This is a genomic window from Amycolatopsis ponsaeliensis (assembly GCF_030182635.1).
Taxonomy (GTDB): Bacteria; Actinomycetota; Actinomycetes; order Mycobacteriales; family Pseudonocardiaceae; genus Amycolatopsis; species Amycolatopsis ponsaeliensis.
Genome location: NZ_JAPZLD010000001.1, coordinates 46,689 through 66,675, shown reverse-complemented (window position 1 = coordinate 66,675; position 19,987 = coordinate 46,689). Strand labels below are relative to the sequence as shown.

Here is a 19,987-nt window from a genome sequence, read left to right as displayed (position 1 = left end):
CCCGCCCGTCGGGGGCGAACCGCTCCCGGGCGCCATGGCCGCAAGCCCCGAGCCTGGCACCGGGTCCCGATAACCTGAGGTCCGTGACCGTCGAGCTGACCCTGCTGACCCGGGTCTCCTTCCGCGGCCGGGAGCTCACCGGCGCCCGGCCGGGGTCGCTGCTGGCCCTGCTCGCGGGCAGCCTGCGCACGGGGTGCGGTGCGGAACGGCTGATTGCCGGGCTGTGGCCGGGCGAACGGCCCGAGCACCCGGCCAAGGCGGTGCAGATCCTGGTGTCGCGGACCCGGGCGCGGCTCGGCCCGGACGTCATCGTGAACACCCCCACCGGCTACCGCCTCGCGCTGGCCGAAGAGCAGGTCGACACGTCCGCCGTCCTGCTCCACGCGGCGGCGAGCGAGCAAGCCGCCCGCGCCGGCGACCACGCGGGCGCGCTCGAACACGCCGACGCCGGGCTCATGCTTTACAACGGCCCCGCGTACGACGGCCCGGCGGACACCGCCCTCGACGACCCGCTGTCCGCCCTGCGGGCCGCCCGCGCCACGACCTACCGGAGCCTGACCCGCTCCCGGGCACTCGCCCTGGCCCGGCTCGGCCGGTACGCCGAGGCCGCCGTCCCCCTCGGCGAAGCCCGGCAGGACCGGCCGGCGGACGAAGAAGTCCTGCTGGAACTGCTGCGCTGCGAGGCCTCGACCACCAGCCCGGCCGCGGCACTGAACCGCTACGAGGACTACCGGCGGGCCCTGCGCGACGACCTGGGCAGCGACCCCGGCCCCGCGCTCCGGGCGCTGCACCGCGAACTGCTGCTCGGCGACGCCCCCGCGCAGCGGCACGGCGTCCACCACGAACCGAACCCGTTGCTCGGCCGGGAGCGGGACATCGCCGCGGTGACCGCGCTGCTGCGCACCTCGCGGGTCGTGTCGATCGCCGGCCCCGGCGGCCTGGGCAAGACCCGGCTCGCGCACGCCGTCAGCCGTCAGGCCGACCAGCGGGTCGTGCACTTCATCGAACTGGCCGCCCTCACCGCGGACAGCGACGTCGCGGCGGCGGTCGCGGCCGAGTTCGGCGTGAGCGGCACCACGGCGCTCGCCGACGTCGTCGAAGCCATCGGCACGGACCCCGTGCTGCTGGTGCTGGACAACTGCGAGCACGTCGTCCGGGGCGCGGCGGACCTGGCGCACGGCCTGGTGTCACTGAGCGGCGACCTGCGGGTGCTGACCACCAGCCGGGCCCCGCTCGGCGTCTCCTCCGAAGCCGTTTACGCGCTTCCCGAGCTGGACCTGCCGACGGCCGCCGAGCTGTTCACCCAGCGCGCCCGGGCGGCCCGGCCTGGCGCCGACCTCCCGGCCGAAGCCGTCCGGAACCTCTGCGAGCGGCTGGACGGGCTGCCGCTCGCGGTCGAACTCGCCGCGGCCCGGATCCGCGTCCTGTCCGTCGCCGAGATCGCCGGCCGGCTGGCGGATCGGTTCACCGTGCTGCGCGGTGCCACCCGGGACGCACCCGACCGGCACCGGACGCTGCACGCCGTCATCGACTGGAGCTGGCACCTGCTCGACGACAGCGGCCAGGCCGCCATGCGCACGCTCTCGGTGTTCCCTGATGGCTTCACCGCCGACGCCGCCCGCCGGCTGCTCGGTGACGACGGCGTTCTCGAGCAGCTGGTCGACCAGTCGCTGCTCAAACCGGCCGACGCCACCGCGGGCACCCGGTTCCGGATGCTGGAGACCGTGCGCGAGTTCAGCGGAGCACGCCGCGACGAGATCGACGGCGAAACCGACCGGGTGATCGGGGCCTTTCTTTCCTGGGCCCGGGATTTCGGGATGTCGCACCACGATTCGGTGGTCGGTCCCGACCTCGTCCAGGCGGTCGGCCGGATCCGGGTCGAAGAGGACAACCTGGCGCTTGCCCTGCACCACGGGCTCGACCGCGAAGACGGGGCGGCCGTCGCCGCGATCGCGGCGGTCCTGGGCAGCCTGTGGGTCACCGAGTCGAACTTCACGCGGCTCACCGCACTGGCCGAGGAAACCGCCTGGCTGCTGTCGCACTACCGCCCGGCGCCCGGCCTCCTCGAAGCCACCCGCACCGCGGCCGTGCTGGGTGCGCTGATCAGCCTGCTCATGCGCACCGCGTCGGCCCGCCGCACCCTGGTCACCCTGCGCCGGCTGCCCGCCGCGTCGCCGGACGACCCCGTCCGGGCCATCCAGGCGGCGTTGTGCGCCCCGGATGACGCGGCGCTGCAACGACTCTGCGACAGCGACCGGCCGATCCTCGCGGGCATGGCCTGCTACATCGCCAGCTACGTCAGGGAAAGCGCCAACGATCTCGACGGCGCGCTGCGGGCGGCCCGCCGGATGCTCGCGCGGCTCGAGCACGACGGCACGCCGCTGCCGGTGGCGCTCGCGCACGCCCGCGTCGGCGAGCTGTGCCTGCAGGTCGATCCCGGCGACGAAGCCCTCCGGCACATCGACGTCGCCCTCTCGCTGCTCGAAGAGCTCGGCGCGCGGTCCACGTCCACCCGGGCCCGCTGGGCCAAGGTGCTGGCCAACCTGCAGCGCGGCGCGTTCGACGAAGCCGAACGGGGCCTGCAGCCGGGGGCCGAAGACGACGAGACGATCGCCCTGCCGATGTTCGACGTCTGCTCCCGCGCCGAGATCCTGCTCAGCCGCGGTGACATCGACGGTGGCCTGCGCTTGTGGCGGCAGGCCGCCGAGCACCTCCGGACGACGTCCGGCACCGGGCTCTGGAAGTGGGAGGTGCAGGCCGTCGCCGTGGTCACCCACGCCCGCCATGGCCGGTCGGACCTCGTCGCGCACATCGTCGAGACCCTGCCGGGACCACTGTCCACAATGGTCGATTCGGCGCCGGTCGTGGAATTCCCGGCCTGCGGGTCACTACTGGTGGCCTTGGCCGTTTCGGACCTCGACCGTGGGGACACCGCGTCGGGGGCCCGCCTGATCGCGCTGGCGGAACGGTTCGGGCTGCAGCGGTCGTTCCAGCCGGCGATGTCGATCACGCGGCTGCGAGACGTCGCGGAGCAAGCCGACCCGGCGGCGTACGCCGAGGCCGTCTCGACGTACGCCGACCTGGACCACGACGGCCTTCGCGCCGCGGCATCGGCCGAGCTGGGAGCCCGGGATCAGCTCGGGTCCCGCTTGAACAGCGCCCGCGCCCAGAAGTAGCCGGCCAGCGCGAGACCCACGCACCAGCCGACGGCGAGGAGGCCGTAGCCGGCCACCGGGGTGCCCAGCAGCAGGCCGCGCAGGGCGTCGATGATCGGGGTGAACGGCTCGTGCGCCGCGAACCAGCGGACCACGCCCGACATCGCGTCCGGGGACACGAACGCGCTGCTGAGGAACGGCAGCAGCTGGACGGCGAAGGTGAACGGCGCGGTGCCCTCGGCGGTCTTGGCGGCCAGCCCGACCGCGACGCCGAGCCAGGTGAGGGCGAGCGTGAGCAGGGCGACGATGCCGAAGGCACCCAGCCACCGCAGCGGATCCCCGCCCGGCCGGAAACCCAGCAGGAGCGCGACCACGACCACGAGGACGGCACTGACCAGGGTGCGGACGGTCGAGCCGACGACGTGCCCGGTCAGCACCGACGCGCGGGAGATCGCCATCGTGCGGAACCGGGCGATGATGCCCGCGGTCATGTCCCGGTTGACCGCCATCGCCGTCGTGGTGGCGCCGTAGCCGACGGTCATCAGCAGGATCCCGGCGACGAGGTAGTCGATGTAGCCGCGCCCCTGCGTCGCCGTCCCGAGCCCGGTGGTCAGCGCGCCGCCGAAAACGCCGACGAACAACAGCAGGAGCACGACCGGGAGCGCGATCGTCATGATCATCGCCCCCGGGTTGCGGAGCGTGTGGCGGAAGTTGCGCCGCACCATGGTCGTCGCGTCGCTCATCGGGCGGTCTCCTTCGCGGTGGTCGAGTGGCCGGTGAGGGCGAAGAAGACGTCGTCGAGGTCGGGGGTGTGCACGGACAGCTCTTCGGGGTCGATCCCGGCGTCTTCCAGGCGGTCCAGCACGGCCCGCAGCGCGCGGACACCGCCGTCGCCGGGCACCTGGAGGGCGACGGTTTCGTCGTCGCGGCGCCCTTCGCCGAAGGCTCGCGCGGCCGCGTCGAGGTCGGCGGCGTCGCGGAACTGCAGGCGCACGTGGCCGCCGGGGACGCTGCGCTTGAGCTCCTTCGCGGTCCCGGCCGCCACGATCTCGCCGTGGTCGAGGACCGCGATCCGGTCGGCCAGCTCGTCGGCCTCCTCCAGGTACTGCGTGGTGAGGAAGATCGTGACGCCGCCGGCCACCAGTTCCCGGATGATCTGCCACATCGTGCGGCGGCTGCGCGGGTCGAGCCCGGTCGTCGGCTCGTCGAGGAAGATCACCCGCGGGTGGCCCACCAGCGTCATCGCCAGGTCGAGGCGCCGGCGCATGCCTCCGGAGTACGTCGAAGCGAGCTTCGCGGACGCGTCGGTGAGGTCGAAGCGGCCGAGCAGGTCGGTGACCCGTCGTCGTCCTTCCGCGCGGCCGAGGTGGTGCAGGTCCGCCATCAGGACCAGGTTCTCCTCGCCGGTCAGCAGATCGTCCACCGCCGAGAACTGTCCGGTGACCCCGATCGCGGCCCGGACCGCGTCCGGTTCGGCGGTGAGGTCGTGCCCGGCGATCCGGGCCCGGCCGCCGTCCGCGCGGATCAGGGTGGAGAGGATCCGGACCGCGGTGGTCTTCCCGGCCCCGTTCGGCCCCAGCAGCGCGAACGTCGTCCCGGCCGGCACGTCGAGGTCGATGCCGTCGAGCACGACCTGGTCACCGAACGCCTTGCGCAGCCCGGTCACCGCGATCGCGGATGCAGCGCTGTCCATGCGCCCCCTTCCATCGGCGTGGCCCGGTCGGCCACGACACGAAGAGGATGCGGGCCGCGGGATTCACGACGGTTTCACCGCGGTTTCCGCCGGTCCGACAGGGCAGGTGGCTGCCGCCACGTGTTTGTGGACCGTGACAGCCACAGGCCCGCATTCTGGAAACTGTCCAGTCGCCGCGCGCACCACCCCGAGACGACGATTGCCCGGTGCACCCACACCATTCCGGCCCGGACCCCGGCAGAGCGAGCCCCGGAACGCCGCCGCTCCCGCCGGCCGTCGCCGAACGCCTCCGGCCGGGAGCGCCCGAACTGGCACGGCGGCTGGCCGACGCCATCCGCGCCCACGTTCCCGCCTATTCGGGGCCGGCCGACGAACCGAAGGGGACAGCGATCCGGCACGCGGCCGAGGCGGCCGTCGGGCTCTTCCTCGATCGCATCACCGATCCGGCCGCGTCCGGCCACCGGGCCTGCGACGTGCACCTGCGGATCGGCCGTCACGAACGGGAGACCGGGCACGGGCTCGACTCCCTGCAGGCCGCTTACCGGGTCGGCACCCGCTTCGCCTGGCGCTGGGTCATGCGGGCCGGCCGCCAGGCGGAGTTCCCGGCTGCCGTGTTCGCGCACCTGGCCGACCTGACGCTCGACGTGGCCGACGAACTGGTGACCACGGCGGTCGGCGGCTACCGCGAAGCCGGTGAGTCCCCGGAAAGCCGTCGACGGCGGCTGCTCCACGTGCTGCTCGACGAACCGGCGGCGGCACCGGCGATCATCGCCGTGTTCGCCGCGCGCGCGGCGTGGCTCGTTCCCGAGGTGGCCACCCCCGTCGCGATCACGGGTGAAGTCTCCTTCGCCACGCCGGCGCCTTCCGCCGATGTCCTCGCGGAACTCGACATCGTCCGGCCCCGCCTCATCGTCCCCGGTGAAGCGGACGACGAGCGGCTCGACAGTATCCGCGCCGCTCTGCCCGGAGCCCAGCTGGCGGTCGGTCCGACGGTCCCGCTCGGCCGGCTCGGTTCCGCGCTGCGCTGGACCTACCACGCACTCGAGATGCGCGATGAACCACTGGTCATGGTCGAAGACCACCTTCCCGAGGTGCTCGTCCGCGCCGACCGGGCACTCGGTGCCCACCTGCGGGACCGGCTGCTCCGGCCGATGCGGACCTTCACCGAAAGCCGCCGGCACCGGCAGCTCGAGACCCTCCGCGCCTGGCTGGACCTCCGCGGGGACGTCCCCGAAATGGCGGCGCGGCTGGCGATCCACCCGCAGACCGTCCGGTACCGCGTGCGGCAGCTCCAGCAGCTCTACGGGATGCAGATGGCCGGCTCGGCAGGACGTCTCGAACTCGAGCTGGGCCTGCTGACCGGCAGCGGCGACACCGCGGCGGCGGATGCTCCGGATCGGACACTTCCCTGAACCGGAATTGTCATGCGAACACAGCGAAACCCGGCCGTCCCGAGGGTGGTGAGCGCCGGCCGTTCCGGTCCGGAACCGGTCCGGAACGCCGTCACGGGAACCTCACCTGGCCGTTCGTGACCGGACCACCTCGCGTCGGTGGTCCGGTCACGGTTCCGGGGGTGGAATAGCCGTTGCCGGCGGCCGGCCGGAGTCGCCGTCGCCGGTGACTCCGGACGTATTCCGCATTTCACGACGAGGAGAGCCGTGTCCCGCCGCGTCCCCGGTTCCGAGCAGTTCCCCCATCCCCGAGGCGAACACCTCGACAGCGACACCCTTTCGGCCGAGACGCTCGCTCATACGCGCCGCACGTTGCAGGACTTCGGCAGGCCCGGTGGCGAACCGGCATCCCCCGAAATCGTCGCGGCGGTGCGGAGCCGGCTGCGATCGCTCGTCTCGGAAGCCGAACCGGACGAACACGCCATCGCCGAGGCCACCGCCCGCGCCGTCGACGAAGACGTCTCGCTCGACGAGCTGGTGGGTGCCCACCTCCGCGGCGCCGAGGTCGTGTACCACGCGTTGTCCGGCGAAGCGCCCGCGATCCACTCGCTGGGGAAACGGCTGTTGGCGCACACCCGGGCCACAGTCGAGGCGCTGACCCGGCACTACGTCGCCGAACTCCGTGACCGGGAGCGCCGGGAACAGGAAGAACACCGGACCCTGCTGACGATCCTCACCCACGGCGCCGCCACGCCCGTGCTGCAGGTGCGGGGCTTCGCTCTCGTACCGCAGTACGTCATGCTCCACCTCGCGTTCGGCTCGACCGCCGAACCGGCCGCGCTGCCGGACGACTCGCGGACGCTGACCCGGCGGGTGCTCGCCGCGTTCGCCCCGGCCGGTGGCGACCCGGTGCTGAGCTCGCTCGGCGCGGCGGGCGGGATCGTGCTCGTCCCGGCCCGGATCCCGGTCGACTGGCAGCGGTGGCGCGCGGGACTGCGGGACGCCGAACGGGTCGCCGGGATCAGCATCACGGCCGCGGCCGCGATCGTCCGGCCCGCCGAAGTGGCCGACGCGGTCACCCGGACCGCGGAGGTACTCGAAGTCCTGCGCTGGTTCGACCGCCCGCCCGGGCTCTACCGGCTCGAAGACGTCTTGGTCGAATACCAGATGACCCGGCCCGGCGAGGCTCGCGCGCAGCTCGCTTCCCTCGTGAGCACCCTCACCGAGTACCCCGACCTGATCGAAACCCTGACCGTCTACGTCGGCCAGGAGAACAACCGCCGGCGGACCGCGACCCGGCTGCACATCCACCCCAACACGGTGGACTACCGGTTGCGGCGGATCTCGGAGATCACCGGCGTCGACCTGTCACAGCCGACGGCCCTGCACCGGATCACGGCGGCGCTCGCGGCTCACCGCGCGGAAAGCGTCACCCGGGACTGACCACGAATGTGACACCGGCCGCCGGAATGTTCATGACCAGCCCCAAACAACCGCGCGAGGAATTGGCGAACTTCCAGCCGGCGGGCCCATCGTTTCCGCGCTGCCGTTATTACACTGGAGGTACGGTCAAGCCGTGCCGAAAACGCCGAACCCCGACACGGCCGCCGGTACCGGGGCCCGTATTCCGCAACCATTCGGAATACGGGCCCCGCATCCGGTAAAGGTGTCCCACCTGTCACCCCGGAGAAGAAGCCGCATCCCGTGATCGACCCCAGCGACGAGCCTTCCCCGCGCACGGCCTTTTCCGCCCGGTTCGCCTTGCTGTACACCGCCGCCGGAAGCCCGCGGATGGCGGATGTCGTGACCGCGGTGCGCCGAAGCCGCCGCGCCGACGAACGGGGGCAGCTCGTCCGCGTCTCGATCCAGCGGATCAGCGACTGGCGGCGCGGGCGCAACGTGCCGGCGCGCTTCGGGGTCTTCGCCGCCGTGCTCGACGTGCTGATCAAGCAGGCCCGGCTCACCACGATCCCGGCCCCGGCCGACGGCCTGTACTCACCGGAGCGGTGGCGCTCGTGGTGGGAAGCCGCGCTGACGAGTCCCGCCGGACCGGAACCCCGGCCGGTGGCCGCCGACCGGTGTCCCTACCCGGGGCTCGCCGCCTACACCCAAGCCGATTCGGCCCGGTTCCACGGACGGCGTCGAGCCACCGCGGACCTGGTGGCCCGGTTGCAGCGGGCCGGCACCGGGGTCGTCGCGGTCACCGGCGCCTCGGGGAGCGGGAAGTCCTCGCTGATCGCCGCCGGCGTCCTGCCGTCGCTCCAGGAGCGCTCACCCGCACCGGCGCGATGGTGGGTCGTGACGGCCACCCCGGGGAACCGCCCCGTGACACTGGTTCCCCGGCTGGCCGGCGAGCTCGCGCGGGCAGCGGGACACAGCCGCCGGCTGGTCGTCGTCGACCAGTTCGAAGAGCTCTTCACCTGGTGTCCCGACGAGCGTGAGCGCGACCGGCTCCTCGACCGGCTCACGGCCCTCCCCGCCACCGTCCTCATCGGACTGAGAGCCGACTTCACCGCGGCCGCACTGCGCCACCCCGGTCTGGCCGCGCACTTGCGGGAGCGTCCGCTGGAACTGGAGCCGATGAACGAGGCGGAACTCCGTGAAGCGATCACCGGACCAGCGACGTCCGCGGGCCTCGATCGCGAACCCGGACTGACCGAAGTGGTCTTGCGAGACCTCGGCGCGGGCCCGGGTGCGAAGCGCGGCCCGGTCGCCGGAGCGCTGCCCTTCCTGTCCCTCGCGTTGCGCGCGACCTGGGAGAACCGCGACGACACGCTGCTCACCCTGGCCGGGTACGACGCCGGCGGCGGCGTCCACGGCCTCATCGCGGCACTCGCGGAGCGGACCTGGGCGGCCTCCGATGCCGCGGAGCGCACGGGGATGCGGAAGGTGCTGCTGTCCTTGGTCCGGGTCGGCGAAACCGGGGACGACACGCGAGCCCGGGTCGCCCACGCCGCCCTTTCGGAGCAAGGGGCGGCCGCCCGGACGGCGTTGCGTGCCTTGATCGCGGCGCGGCTGGTGACCGCCGACGCCGAGGCGGCCGAGATCGCCCACGACGCGGTGCTGACCGGCTGGCCGAGGCTGCGCACTTGGCTCGACACCGACCGCGAGCACCTGCTGAACCGGCAACGCCTGGAAGCGGACGCCGCCGAGTGGGCCGGCCGGCGGCGTGACCGTGCCTTGCTCTACCGCGGCAGCCGGCTCGACGCGGTCGAGGCGAGCACGCACCTGCCGTCCCTGCCGGGACCGAGCACGCTCGGCCGGGATTTCCTGGCTGTGTCGAGGCGCCGCGCCCGCTGGTTCACGAGCTACCGGTGAGCGGGAGCTCCGCCAGGATGCTCGCCACTTCGGTGTACCGTCCCGGCCGGTCCGGCCGCGCGCAGCCGGGTCCGGCCGCGACGATGCCGATCACGGTGTCACCGACCAGCACCGGACCGCCCGAGCCGTCCCGGCAGGTGTCCTCGCCACCATCCGGACGGCTCGCGCACACCATGCCGTCCGCGAAGGAATCTTCGCCCGGCTGCGCGCACGAAGCACCGGAACCCACGACCACGTCGGCTTTCCGGAGCGTGTCCGGCCACTCTCCGGTGTAGGGCAGGCGGCCCCAGCCGAGGATGGTCGCCTTCGTCCCCGGTGCGTACCGGAATCCGGGACCGGCGAGCTTCGGCAGCCGGCCGCTCGGCACCGGCACGGGCCGGGCCAGGGTCAGGACCGCGATGTCGTGCGTTTTCCCTTTGTCCGGCGGGTGTTCCGGCTGTGTCCAGGTGCCGGCGACGAGCACCGTGATGCCGGCTTTGCCGTCGGGCCCCCGCCGCCCGGCGAGGATCGTCAGCGCGCCCGGTTCGCGACCCTCGACGCACCGGGCGGCGGTCACCACGGAGTACCGGGTGACCAGCACGCCGGCACAGTGCGCGGCGCCCGGTTCGGTCAGCACCCGCACGACGTAGGGCCAGTTCTCGACGGCGGCTTCCGGTCCCCCGGCGATCGTCGCGGGCGCGCCCGGAATCGCCATGATCAGAGCTGCCGCCACTACCCCGGCAACGATCGGATTTCCAGCGCGGTAACGCACCGACGCTCCCTCGTACGTCTGGCGGACAGGAGGTTCCGAGAGCGGGACGGGTCAGCTCGCCACGCCGCGGGACCGCACCACGAGGTGCAGCGCGAACCGGTCCCGCGGTTCGCGCAGCTGGTCGCCCAGCGCTTCCTCGAGCCGTCGCAGCCGGTACCGGACGGTGTGCGGGTGGATGTGCAGCCGGGCCCCCATGCCCTCGACGGATCCTTGTTCGTCCAGCCAGCACTCCAGCGTCTCCAGGATCACCCGGCGTTCCTGCTCCGCCAGCTTCTTCAGCGGCCGCAGCGCCTTCGCCGTCAACCGGTCGAGCACGGCGCGGTCGCTGTGCAGCAGCAGTTCGGCGAGGTGCTCTTCGGCCCGGATCAACGACGGCGCCTCGACCTTGCCGCGCCGGGACAGTTCGAGCACCTCTCGCGCGATCCGCTCGCCTTCGGGCGCGCACTCCGCGGAGCCCGCAGGCCCGACGACGACGGTCGCCTTCGGGAACGCCGCCCTCAGGGCAACCGTCCAGCGGTCGTTCACGACCCCGGGCACCAAGACCCGTGCCCAGCCGTGCGCGCTCTCCGCGAGCGCGCCGTCCAGCTCCCGCAGGTGCGGCTTGAGACCGCCGAGCCGGACGACCACCGGGGTCAGCTCACCCGAGACATCGAACCGGACCAGCCTCGCCATCTCGAGCATCGCGTGGCGCGACGCCTGCGGCGAGGCGAGCACGAGGTGCAGCAGCTTCCGGCGCCAGACGATCAAGGTGTCGCCGGTCGTGGCCACAGCGTCTCGGTAACCGTCGGCGGCCGCGCGGGCGAGGTCGTCCACGAGCGTGAAGAGCTCCTCGGCGAGGTAGGACACGACCACGGCGGCGAAGGCCTCCTCCGCCCCGATCCGGGCGATCCGTTGCCACGCCGCACGCGCACCCAGCCGATAGCAGGCCTGGAGCCGCTCGATCGGCCGGCCGCTGTGGAGCTCCGCGGCCCCGAACACCTGGTGCTGTTCGAGGAGATCCACCCGGCCCGCGTGCGGGTTCTCGATCCGGTCCACGTAGTTCGTGACGATCGCACAGACGGCGGTACGCAGCACCGTGCCACCATCGCACTCGGGTGCCTGCCGCCGGATCTCGGCGACCACCGCGCCCGTGATCGCCGTGACGTGGGAGCGCAGGGCCTGCACGGCCTTTTGCTGGTTGTGGGGAGAGAGCGGCCCCTGGCCGTCGCCGAGACTCATCGGAGGACCGTTCCCATCGACACCCACTCCGATCGTGCGAATACACCGCTCGCCGCCGAAATTAGGCCGTATCGACCGGCTGAGCCACCCGATCGCCGGAGATCTGGAGATCGTCCCATGCGGCGCCGCGGAAACTGTCGAACTTCCCAACCGTCCCTTGTGCGCGCCCACAATGGACAGTCGGGATCTTTGCCCGCACTCCCAGTAAAGGCGGCCGGGCCGGCTGCCGATGATTCCTGTGTGGGGCACCACCGGGCACGGGTACCGGCCGAGAGGGGCGGCAGGCAACCACCGGACGAAATGGGTCGCACAGGCGCTGGGGGGCGCCGGCCGGCCGGCGGATCCAGGCCCAGGATCCGCCGGCTGTGCCCCACGCGGCCCGGCCTGTGATGCGTCCCAAGCGATCGGGCCGGGCTCGGTGCGATTCCCAAATGCGCGACCCGCACTTGACCGGCCGATCACCCGGGAGTTGTACTCGGGCTCGTTCCCCGCCGCCACAGTTTCCTGGAGCACTCCATGCTGTCCGGAATTCCCCGCCTCGCCCTCGCTGCCGCGTCTCGCAGCGCCGGGGAAAGCCGCCTTCACGCGAGCCACCCCGGTGCCCGGCCGTCGTCCGGGTCCGCCGCCGAGGCCGGGCACGTCGACGCCGGCCGGTTCGCGATCGGCCACTACCGCGGTGCTTGACCGCGGCTCACCGTCCGGCCCGGGCCGCGCCCGGTGCGTTGATGCCGTTGAGGAATCCCTGCAACGCGAGCGTCGCCGCACCGCGGCTGACCGGGTTGCCCGGGATCGCGCTGAGCCGCAAGCGCACCTCCCGGCCCGGCCTGGCCCACACCTGCCGTTCGACGACCCGCTCGGTCTCGGCGAGCAGGCGCGGGCCCAGCGCCTCGGCGACGGACCCCTCGAAAACGAGTACTTCGGGATCGAAGAGGTGCACCAGCGTGGTCACCCCGGTGCCGAGGTGGCGCGCGACGACCTCGACGGCCTTGACGGCGTCCGGATCGCCGTCCGCCGCGGCACGCCCGAGGGCGGCGACGATCTGGTCGTCGTCGCCGGCCGGCAGCGGGCTCCCGGGAGCGACCTCCCGGAGCGTCGCGGCGACCCCGGTGGTGCCGACGTAGGCCTCGACGCACCCCAGGTTTCCGCAGCGGCAGAGCCGGCCGTCCGGCACGAGGCACGAGTGGCCCCATTCCCCGGCGCTGTTCGTGCCACCGCGGTAAAGCGCACCGTCGACCGCGATGCCCACGCCGGCCCCGCCGCGCAGGGTGACCACCAGGAGGTTCGCCGCCTCCCGCCCGGCCCCGAACCACATTTCGGCGACCGTGCCCGCCATCAGCGGGTTCTCGACGTAGATCGGCAGCTCCAGCCGCTCGGCCAGCAGCGAGCGCACCGGGACGTCCTTCCACGACCAGCACGGCGAACAGACGCTCACCCCGCGTTCGGGTTCGACCAGCCCCGGGATGGCGATCCCGAACCCGAGCACGTCGTCCAGGGCCCGGTCCAGGCCGGAGAGCATCGTCCGGACCCGCTGCGCGATCAGGTCCGAGGTACCTTCCGGCGGGACGGTGCCCTGCTCGATCGGGCGCTCGAACTCGGCCAGCACGTTCATGGCGAGGTCGAAGACCGCGAAGTGGACACTCGTTTCCGCGACGTCCACACCGACCAGGAGCCCGCGCCGCGCGTTCACGGCCAAGCGGGCGCGGGGACGGCCACCGCCGCCGGAGTACTGCCGCGCGGCCTCGATCAGGACCCCGGCGTCGAGCAGTTCGCCGACCAGGGTGGCGACCGTCGCGAACGAGAGGCCGGTGGCCGCGGCGATCTCCTGGCGGCTCACGGGCTCGTCCGCCGCGTAGATCCGGCGGAGCACGTCGAACCGGTTCCGGCACCGGATCTCGTGTGCGGTACCCGTGGACATCGAACTGCCTTTCCTGGTCGGCGCGGTGGTTCGGCCGATGGTTCGTCCAACGGCCGTAATATAGCGCGCCGCGCGGCCCGCGGGCAGGTGCCTCGACGTTTTCGCAGGCGGTAGTCGCCTGATAACCGCAGGTCAGAGCGGTCCCCCTGGAGGGCGAGCAATATTTACAAGGGTTAGACGAACGGTTAACGTCTCGCCGGGCGGACCTGCCGCCGCTCCGGCTCACGAAGCTCGAATCGAGGTGTGGTTCACCATGAGGACATCCGCCGTGAACGGCCGCGCACCGGCCCGACCGGAGCCGGTGGTGATCGCGGGAACCGCCGTCGACCGGATCCTGCTGACCCAGCTGCCGGACATCGTCGAGCAGATGATCGGGAGCCACCGGCGGGCCAGCACGGACTACCGGCGGCTGCCGCCGGAGGTGCTCCAGAACGACGTGAAGTCGGTCAGCACCGACGCCGTCCGGTTCTACGCCCGCTGGCTCCGCGAGGGCGCGTCGGCCACCCCGAAAGAACACGACCGCCTGGCCGACTCCGCCGCCAGGCGCGCTGAAGAAGGCCTCCCGCTCGAAGCCGTGCTGTCCGCGTACTGCCGGGGCATCCAGGGCCTGTACCTGCGGCTGACGGACGCGGCGGGCGACCAGGACCTGGAGTCGGTCCGCGAACTGGGCGCCCGGCTGTTCGACTGTCTCCGGGAAGCGGTGAACGCGGTGACCGGCGGCTACGTCGACGAGGTGCGGCAGCGCGCCGGTGCCGAACAGGACGCGAAGCAGATCCTGTTTTCGGCGCTGCTCGACGAGAACCCCTCGGCGCTCGTGGACAACGCCGTGGCTTCGCGCTACCTCGTGCTGAACCTCGCCCTCGGCCGGCACCCCGACGAGCTGCGCCCCGGGATCAACACGACGATCCTCGGGCGTCGCGTGGCCGGCCGCCTGCACAAGACGATCGCCGCGGCCACCGACGATCAGGCCATGACCTCCTTGAACGGCCGGGGCGGGATCGTCCTGGTGCCGGTGGAGGACGGCTTTTCCCGCCGGCACTGGGCCGACGTCCTCACCGCGGCCGAACAGGCCGCCGGAGTACCGGTGACCGCGGTCGTGGCCGTCGCGGCGCCGGACCGGATCCGGGCCACCGCGGTGCAGAACGCCGACGTGCTGGACGTCCTGCGCTGGTTCGAACGGCCGCCGGGGCTCTACGGCCTCGACGACGTGCTCGTCGAGTACCAGCTGACCCGCCCCGGCCCGGCCCGCCGCCGGCTGGCGGCGACGCTCGAACCCCTGGACCACCACCCGGAACTGGCGGAAACCCTGTCCTGTTACGTGGAAAACGCCGAGAACCGCCGTCGCACGGCAACCCGCCTCAACGTCCACCCCAACACGGTCGACTACCGCCTCCGCCGCGTTTCGGAGGTCGTCGGCCGGGACGTCACCGAGCCGTCGGGCATGCACCACGTCATGGCCGCCCTCGCCGCCCGCCGCGCGGAAGGGACGTCGTTCCCCCGCGAAAGCGTTCGGAAAGCGGCCGGCGAATAGCCGCCGCTCGACCGGGAAGACCGTGCCGGCCCCGGCTTTCCGCGTATTCCCACCGCAGTCACCCTCGGACAAGGTTTCCATGAGCATTCCTCCCATTGCCGACGAGCGTCCGTGGCCCGGGCTCCCGGCGCCGAACCAGTGGGGACGTCGTTCGTTCGCCCTGCTTTACCGGCCGGAATCGAGTCCGGCTCCGCGGGTGGAGCTCCTCGCGGGGACGACTTCGGTGATGAGCACGTACGCGGAGCTCCGGAGGATCGTCGACGAAGGCGGCCAGGACGTGCTCGCCGTGCTGCCCCGCAACCAGGACGGCGCTCCCTTGCTCGCGTTACAGGTCACCCATCGCGAAGCTGTCCCACTGGAGACGGCACTGAGGCGGCTGCCCGCCGTCGCCGGCGAGGTGACCGACGCCATCGAGGGCTTCGACCTCGACCGGGCGCTCGCCGTCTTCCGCCACCTGCTGGCCGGCGAACGCGGGGCCTATTGGACCTTCCTGGTCCACACGGGCGAGTCGACCTTCGTCGGCGCCAGTCCGGAGCGGCACATCAGCGCCCACCGCGGCGTCGTCACCATGAACCCCGTTACCGGCACCTACCGCTATCCCCCGGCCGGCCCCGACCTGCCGAGCCTCCGCGCGTTCCTCTACGACTCGAACGAGAAGGGCGAGCTCCTCACGGTCGTCGACGAGGCGCTCAAGACGATGTCGAACATCTGCGAGCGGGGCGCGACCGTCCGGGGTCCCCGGCTCAGGGAGATGCGGCGGCTCGCGCACACCGAGTTCCTGCTCACCGGGCGGACCGGGCTGCCGGCCCACGAGGTGCTCCGGCGCAGCCTGTCCGTGCCGGCCGCCACCGGCGGAGTGCTGGCGCTGTTCGGCCGCGACCCCGGCAGCACGCCCGGGCTCGACTCGTGCGTCATGATCGGCACCGCGGAGGTCCCGGCTCGAGGCGACGTCGGTGCCACCATCGTCGGCGACTCGGACCCGGAAGCGGCCGAGACCCGTCCCACGCTGTTGAGCGAAAACGGGGAAGTACGTGCCGCCCTCGCCCAACGCCGGGGCGTGCTGTCCCCGTTCTGGCTGTCCGAGCCGTCCGGGCGAACCGCCCCCGGCAAGCTTTTCCCGCAACCGCGAGTCGTCCTCGTCGACGCCGAGGACTCGTTCACCGGGATGCTCGGTCACCAGCTCGCCGCGCACGGGTGCGCCGTCGAAATCATCCCGTGGTCGGCACCTCTCGACCGCCACGAAGCGGATCTCGTGGTCGTCGGGACGGGCCCCGGGGACCCCCGTGATCTGGACAACCCCCGGATCGCCGCCGTCCACCGGCTCACCCGGGCGCTGCTCTCCGGCGACCGGCCGTTCCTTTCCGCGTGCCTCGGGCACCAGGTGCTCTGCGCCCAGCTCGGCCTGCGCGTCGTCCGCGGGACCACCCCGCACCAAGGCGTGCGGAAGGAGATCGAGTTCTTCGGCGCGAACCTGAAATTGGGGTTCTACAACACTTTCGCCGCGCTGGCCGACGGCCGGAGGCACTTCGACGGTTCCGGACGGCCGTTCCGGGTCAGCCGGGATCCGTCGACCGGGGAGGTGCACGGCCTGGTCGGCACGCACTGGGGTTCGTTCCAGTTCCACCCGGAATCGGTGCTCAGCAGGGACGGGCAGCAGTTCCTCGGTGTGTTCGTGCGCGAAATCCTGTCCCTCGGACCGGCGGGGCCGACCGACCGCGTCGGCGAGCAGTCGTCCGGCCCGGGTTCCGGCGCCCGGCCCGCCGAGCCGGCCCTGGCCGCGGAAGGAACCCGGTCGTGATCACGTCGCCGCGCTCCCGCCGCGACGGCGGCCGCGGCCGCCGTCGCACCGGACGCTAAGGCCGCCCGACGCGGAGTGCCGCGACGACCCGTACTCCGTCGGTGACGATCGCGCCGCCGCCCATCGTCAAGACGGGGCCGGTCAGCACTTCTCGGTGCTTCGGGCTGTGAAACCAGACGCTGATGACTTTGTCCGGGTCGAGCCGCGCCGTGCTGTTGGTTCCCCAGAGTGTTTCGTAGCCGCAATGCGAGAGAGTGCGCGCTTCGAGATTCTTGCGCGCGCAGGCCTCGGCCAGCTGTGCCAATCGTGGTTCGAACCGGACCGGAGCGAGCCCCAGTTCCCGGCGGGACTTGTTCAGGGCGGTCACCAGTTCGCTCTGCCCGTAGGTGGTGAACGTGCTGTTGCCCGGGGCCGGCCGGGTGCCCGGCGTCCGCTCGGGAGCCGGTGTGCCGGTCTCCGCGGTGGGTTCGACGGTGACGGGTCCGTCCGGATCGACCGCACCGGAGCCGGGGGTGCCGGGCTCTTCCGGCGGCCGGGACGAGGATGCCGTCGCGGAAGCCGGCGGTGACGCGGCGCTGCCGACGGACGGGTTCTGCGTTGTCGACGGTGCGCCGATGACGTGAGCGCCGGGATCGACCGCGCACGAGGACAGGGTCGAAGCGCTGAAGGCGGTGACCGCCAGCGTGACCCGGAGTGCCTGGCGCACTCGATGAAGGGAGACATTCATTGTTTGTGGACTACCTGTCTGAAGTCGACGAGCCCGGGAATCAAGGCGGCGAAACACTAACTCAGGACACCGGCAGCGAACAAGACGGAATCCGTGATCCGGCCCGCTTCGGAAAGACGCATTGGGGCCACCGACAAAGGCGGGCAACGGCTTTTGTGAAAAATCAGAACCTGCGATCCGATCGTTCACCGGCCCGATATCGTTCCGCGACGAGGACGGTGCGTCGCGGCTCTGCCGAGCCCGACGTCGGCTCCCCTGTCGCCCTTCGCCGAATCATGGAGGTTGCATGTCCCGGATCAGACACCTGCTCGTCCCCGCGCTCGTCGCGGTGGCCGGAAGCGTGCTGGTGGCCCCGTCGGCGAGTGCCGCACCCGCACCGCAGTGCAACACCACGAACAAGCAGTTCACCTACGTGGTGCTCTATGACCCGGGTACGCCGGAACTCCAGGTCGACACGGAACTGCGCGCGAAATGTGGCGAGAAGGTGGCGTACCACCCGGCGATCGGGGTCGCGGTGGCGACCTCGCGCAACGCCGATTTCCAGGCGAAGATCGGTGCCTTCCGCGCCTACTCGGGCGGTCGCGACGTCGCGCTCTCGTCCTGGACTTCGGGCAGTTCGAACAGCTCGAACCTGGTCGGCGCCAAGGAGAACGAAGAGACCACCGATACCGTCGTCGCCGACAAGCTGTCGGCGCAGCAGTGGGACATGCGGGCGATCCACGCTCCCGAGGCGAACAAGATCTCCGGTGGCAGCCCCTCGGTGACCGTCGGCGTGCTGGACTCGGGCATCGATCCCACCCACCCCGCGTTGAAGAACGCGCTGGACCCGAAGGCGTCCGCGGGCTGCACCTCGGGTGCGCCCGACACCACGCCCGCCGCGTGGGCGCCCACGACCTCCGACCACGGCACGCACGTCGCCGGCACGATCGCGGGCAAAGACACCGAGCACGACTTCACGGGCATCGCGCCCGGCGTGAAGCTCGCGTCGGTGAAGGTCGTGAACGACAACGGCCTGATCTTCCCCGAAGCCGCGGTCTGCGGGTTCATGTGGGCGGCGAACCACCACTTCGCGGTGACGAACAACAGCTACTACATCGACCCGGGCATGTTCTACTGCTCGAAGGAGCCGGGCGACGCCGCCGCGTACGAGGCCGTCCGCCGCGCGGTGGTCCACTCGACCGGTCAAGGCGTGCTGAACATCGCCGCCGCGGGCAACAGCGGTTTCGACGTCACGCAGCAGACCAGCGACCCGAACCGCCCGCACGCCGTCGATGCGAGCTGCGGCATCCTGCCGAAGGCGATCGAAGGCGTAGTGACGGTCTCGGCCATCGGCTACAGCGGTACCAAGTCGCCTTACAGCAACTTCGGCCCCGGCCAGATCGAGGTGACCGCCCCCGGCGGTGCCTACTACGACACGCCGCCCGCCGGCCAGGGTGCCAGTTGCCCGCTGTCGACGGTCCTGAACGGCGCCTACGGCACCAAGTGCGGCACGTCGATGGCATCCCCGCACGCCGCCGGCGTCGCCGCGCTGCTGGCGTCCCGCTTCCCCGGCGCCCCGCCGCAAAAGCTGACCAGGCTGCTGGAAGAGCAGGCGGATCCGGTCCCGTGCGACACCGTGACCGCGGCGCAGGCCTGCGCGGACCCGGCGCAGAACAAGCCGTACTACGGCCACGGGCGCGTCAACGCCCTGGACGCGGTGCAATAGTCGCTCTTTCGCGCGCCGGCGGAAACCTTTCCGGCGGCACGCGCGATTCACACCCGGTTACTCCGAACAGACCAGACCGAAAGCGCTTCCGGGCGGAAACCGAGACCGCCGCTGCAACTTGCAGATTCTCGTTGCCCTCTGGCGCCATTCCCGGATTCACCGTGGCTTCTTCCCCACGGATCCGATTCATCTCAGACACACAGGACAGCGGCTCATTTGATCCGAGCTGCCACCGGGAGGGAGAAATTTCCCTGCCGGGACCGGCGTGTATACACTCCACAGAGGAGCGCGTAATTCCTGCGCTCACATACTGGTACATACCGCCTCAAGGAGCAGGAATGGCCCAGAAGGTCCTCGTCGAGATGCTCGACGACATCGACGGAACCCCCGCCGCCCACACCATCCCGTTTTCCCTCGACGGCGTCACCTACGAGATCGACCTCTCCGACGACAACGCGGCATCCCTGCGCGACGGGCTCGCCCGCTACATCGGTGCCGGCCGCCGCACCGGTGGGCGCAAGGTCCGCGTCGCCACCGGCCAGCCGACCACGACCGCGTCCGACCGTGAACGCAACCAGCAGATCCGCGCCTGGGCCAACGCCAACGGCTACGAAGTTTCCGAACGCGGCCGTCTCTCCTCCGAAGTGATCGCCGCCTACGACGCCGCCCAGTTGCAGGAAGCCGAGCCCGTCAAGGCGACCCGCAAGCGCGCGCCCCGCAAGAAAGTCGCCGCCGCCCGGAAGTGACCGACGCGGCACGGACGACCATTGGGCGGTACGCGGCGG

General features: G+C 71.9%; 15 protein-coding genes. 9 read left to right on the top strand and 6 right to left on the bottom strand.

Annotated features, from left to right (window positions below; translation table 11 throughout):
- Positions 1-83: 83 nt before the first annotated feature.
- Complete coding sequence (locus QQ657_RS00265) at positions 84-3,176, top strand: ATP-binding protein (protein ID WP_284739936.1); 3,093 nt, start codon at positions 84-86, stop codon at positions 3,174-3,176.
- Here the strand turns inward: QQ657_RS00265 and QQ657_RS00260 are convergent.
- Both QQ657_RS00260 and QQ657_RS00255 read right to left on the bottom strand, forming a co-directional pair.
- Positions 3,134-3,898: an ABC transporter permease gene (locus QQ657_RS00260; protein ID WP_284739935.1), complete on the bottom strand. Its 765-nt coding sequence runs from the start codon at positions 3,896-3,898 to the stop codon at positions 3,134-3,136. The genes QQ657_RS00265 and QQ657_RS00260 overlap by 43 nt on opposite strands.
- Positions 3,895-4,848 carry an ATP-binding cassette domain-containing protein gene (locus QQ657_RS00255; protein ID WP_284739934.1) on the bottom strand — a complete coding sequence of 318 codons (954 nt, stop codon included), beginning with the start codon at positions 4,846-4,848 and terminating at the stop codon, positions 3,895-3,897. The genes QQ657_RS00260 and QQ657_RS00255 overlap by 4 nt, the downstream gene beginning before the upstream one ends.
- Positions 4,849-5,054: 206 nt before the next feature.
- Here QQ657_RS00255 and QQ657_RS00250 point away from each other — a divergent pair, with 206 nt between their 5' ends.
- The 3 genes from QQ657_RS00250 (at position 5,055) to QQ657_RS00240 (ending at position 9,557) form a co-directional block, all read left to right on the top strand.
- Entirely contained in the window at positions 5,055-6,260 is a 1,206-nt protein-coding gene (locus tag QQ657_RS00250; protein ID WP_284739933.1) for a PucR-like N-terminal domain-containing protein, read from the top strand.
- Positions 6,261-6,506: 246 nt separating this feature from the next.
- The gene (locus tag QQ657_RS00245; protein WP_284739932.1) at positions 6,507-7,682 is read left to right on the top strand and encodes a PucR family transcriptional regulator; all 1,176 of its coding nucleotides are present in this window, start codon (positions 6,507-6,509) and stop codon (positions 7,680-7,682) included.
- 261 nt (positions 7,683-7,943) lie between these two features.
- The gene (locus tag QQ657_RS00240; RefSeq protein ID WP_284739931.1) at positions 7,944-9,557 is read left to right on the top strand and encodes an nSTAND1 domain-containing NTPase; all 1,614 of its coding nucleotides are present in this window, start codon (positions 7,944-7,946) and stop codon (positions 9,555-9,557) included.
- Here QQ657_RS00240 and QQ657_RS00235 read toward each other — a convergent pair.
- Both QQ657_RS00235 and QQ657_RS00230 read right to left on the bottom strand, forming a co-directional pair.
- Positions 9,541-10,251: a serine protease gene (locus QQ657_RS00235; RefSeq protein WP_284739930.1), complete on the bottom strand. Its 711-nt coding sequence runs from the start codon at positions 10,249-10,251 to the stop codon at positions 9,541-9,543. The two genes, QQ657_RS00240 and QQ657_RS00235, sit on opposite strands and share 17 nt — an antisense overlap.
- A 108-nt stretch (positions 10,252-10,359) precedes the next feature.
- A complete protein-coding gene (locus tag QQ657_RS00230; protein WP_284739929.1) occupies positions 10,360-11,526 on the bottom strand; it encodes a PucR family transcriptional regulator in 1,167 nt (388 codons plus the stop codon).
- A 516-nt stretch (positions 11,527-12,042) separates the two neighbouring features.
- On the opposite strand from QQ657_RS00230, the gene QQ657_RS00225 reads away from it, so the two are divergent.
- Positions 12,043-12,210, top strand: a complete 168-nt coding sequence (locus QQ657_RS00225; protein ID WP_284739928.1) for a hypothetical protein — start codon at positions 12,043-12,045, stop codon at positions 12,208-12,210.
- A 7-nt stretch (positions 12,211-12,217) separates the two neighbouring features.
- Here the strand turns inward: QQ657_RS00225 and QQ657_RS00220 are convergent, their stop codons facing one another.
- Positions 12,218-13,441, bottom strand: coding sequence for an ROK family transcriptional regulator (locus QQ657_RS00220; protein WP_284739927.1), 1,224 nt, complete (start codon positions 13,439-13,441; stop codon positions 12,218-12,220).
- Positions 13,442-13,694: 253 nt separating this feature from the next.
- Between QQ657_RS00220 and QQ657_RS00215 the strand changes: the two genes are divergently transcribed.
- The gene (locus tag QQ657_RS00215; RefSeq protein WP_284739926.1) at positions 13,695-14,972 is read left to right on the top strand and encodes a PucR family transcriptional regulator; all 1,278 of its coding nucleotides are present in this window, start codon (positions 13,695-13,697) and stop codon (positions 14,970-14,972) included.
- 79 nt (positions 14,973-15,051) lie between these two features.
- Positions 15,052-16,770 (top strand): anthranilate synthase family protein, encoded by a 1,719-nt coding sequence (locus tag QQ657_RS00210; RefSeq protein ID WP_284739925.1) that lies wholly within the window; start codon positions 15,052-15,054, stop codon positions 16,768-16,770.
- Positions 16,771-16,825: 55 nt separating this feature from the next.
- Here QQ657_RS00210 and QQ657_RS00205 read toward each other — a convergent pair whose 3' ends face one another.
- Positions 16,826-17,476 (bottom strand): CAP domain-containing protein, encoded by a 651-nt coding sequence (locus tag QQ657_RS00205; RefSeq protein ID WP_284739924.1) that lies wholly within the window; start codon positions 17,474-17,476, stop codon positions 16,826-16,828.
- 307 nt (positions 17,477-17,783) lie between these two features.
- Between QQ657_RS00205 and QQ657_RS00200 the strand changes: the two genes are divergently transcribed.
- On the top strand, positions 17,784-19,202 hold the full coding sequence (locus QQ657_RS00200) for a S8 family peptidase (RefSeq protein ID WP_284739923.1): 1,419 nt from the start codon (positions 17,784-17,786) through the stop codon (positions 19,200-19,202).
- Between the two features lie 338 nt (positions 19,203-19,540).
- Entirely contained in the window at positions 19,541-19,948 is a 408-nt protein-coding gene (locus QQ657_RS00195; RefSeq protein WP_284739922.1) for a histone-like nucleoid-structuring protein Lsr2, read from the top strand.
- Positions 19,949-19,987 lie beyond the last annotated feature (39 nt).

Coding starts and splice junctions, on each gene's coding strand:
- QQ657_RS00230 (WP_284739929.1), bottom strand. CDS start 11,526: ATGAGTCTCGGCGACGGCCAGGGGCCGCTCTCTCCCCACAACCAGCAA.
- QQ657_RS00260 (WP_284739935.1), bottom strand. CDS start 3,898: ATGAGCGACGCGACGACCATGGTGCGGCGCAACTTCCGCCACACGCTC.
- QQ657_RS00255 (WP_284739934.1), bottom strand. CDS start 4,848: ATGGACAGCGCTGCATCCGCGATCGCGGTGACCGGGCTGCGCAAGGCG.
- QQ657_RS00220 (WP_284739927.1), bottom strand. CDS start 13,441: ATGTCCACGGGTACCGCACACGAGATCCGGTGCCGGAACCGGTTCGAC.
- QQ657_RS00215 (WP_284739926.1), top strand. CDS start 13,695: ATGAGGACATCCGCCGTGAACGGCCGCGCACCGGCCCGACCGGAGCCG.
- QQ657_RS00200 (WP_284739923.1), top strand. CDS start 17,784: ATGTCCCGGATCAGACACCTGCTCGTCCCCGCGCTCGTCGCGGTGGCC.
- QQ657_RS00195 (WP_284739922.1), top strand. CDS start 19,541: ATGGCCCAGAAGGTCCTCGTCGAGATGCTCGACGACATCGACGGAACC.
- QQ657_RS00235 (WP_284739930.1), bottom strand. CDS start 10,251: ATGGCGATTCCGGGCGCGCCCGCGACGATCGCCGGGGGACCGGAAGCC.
- QQ657_RS00210 (WP_284739925.1), top strand. CDS start 15,052: ATGAGCATTCCTCCCATTGCCGACGAGCGTCCGTGGCCCGGGCTCCCG.
- QQ657_RS00225 (WP_284739928.1), top strand. CDS start 12,043: ATGCTGTCCGGAATTCCCCGCCTCGCCCTCGCTGCCGCGTCTCGCAGC.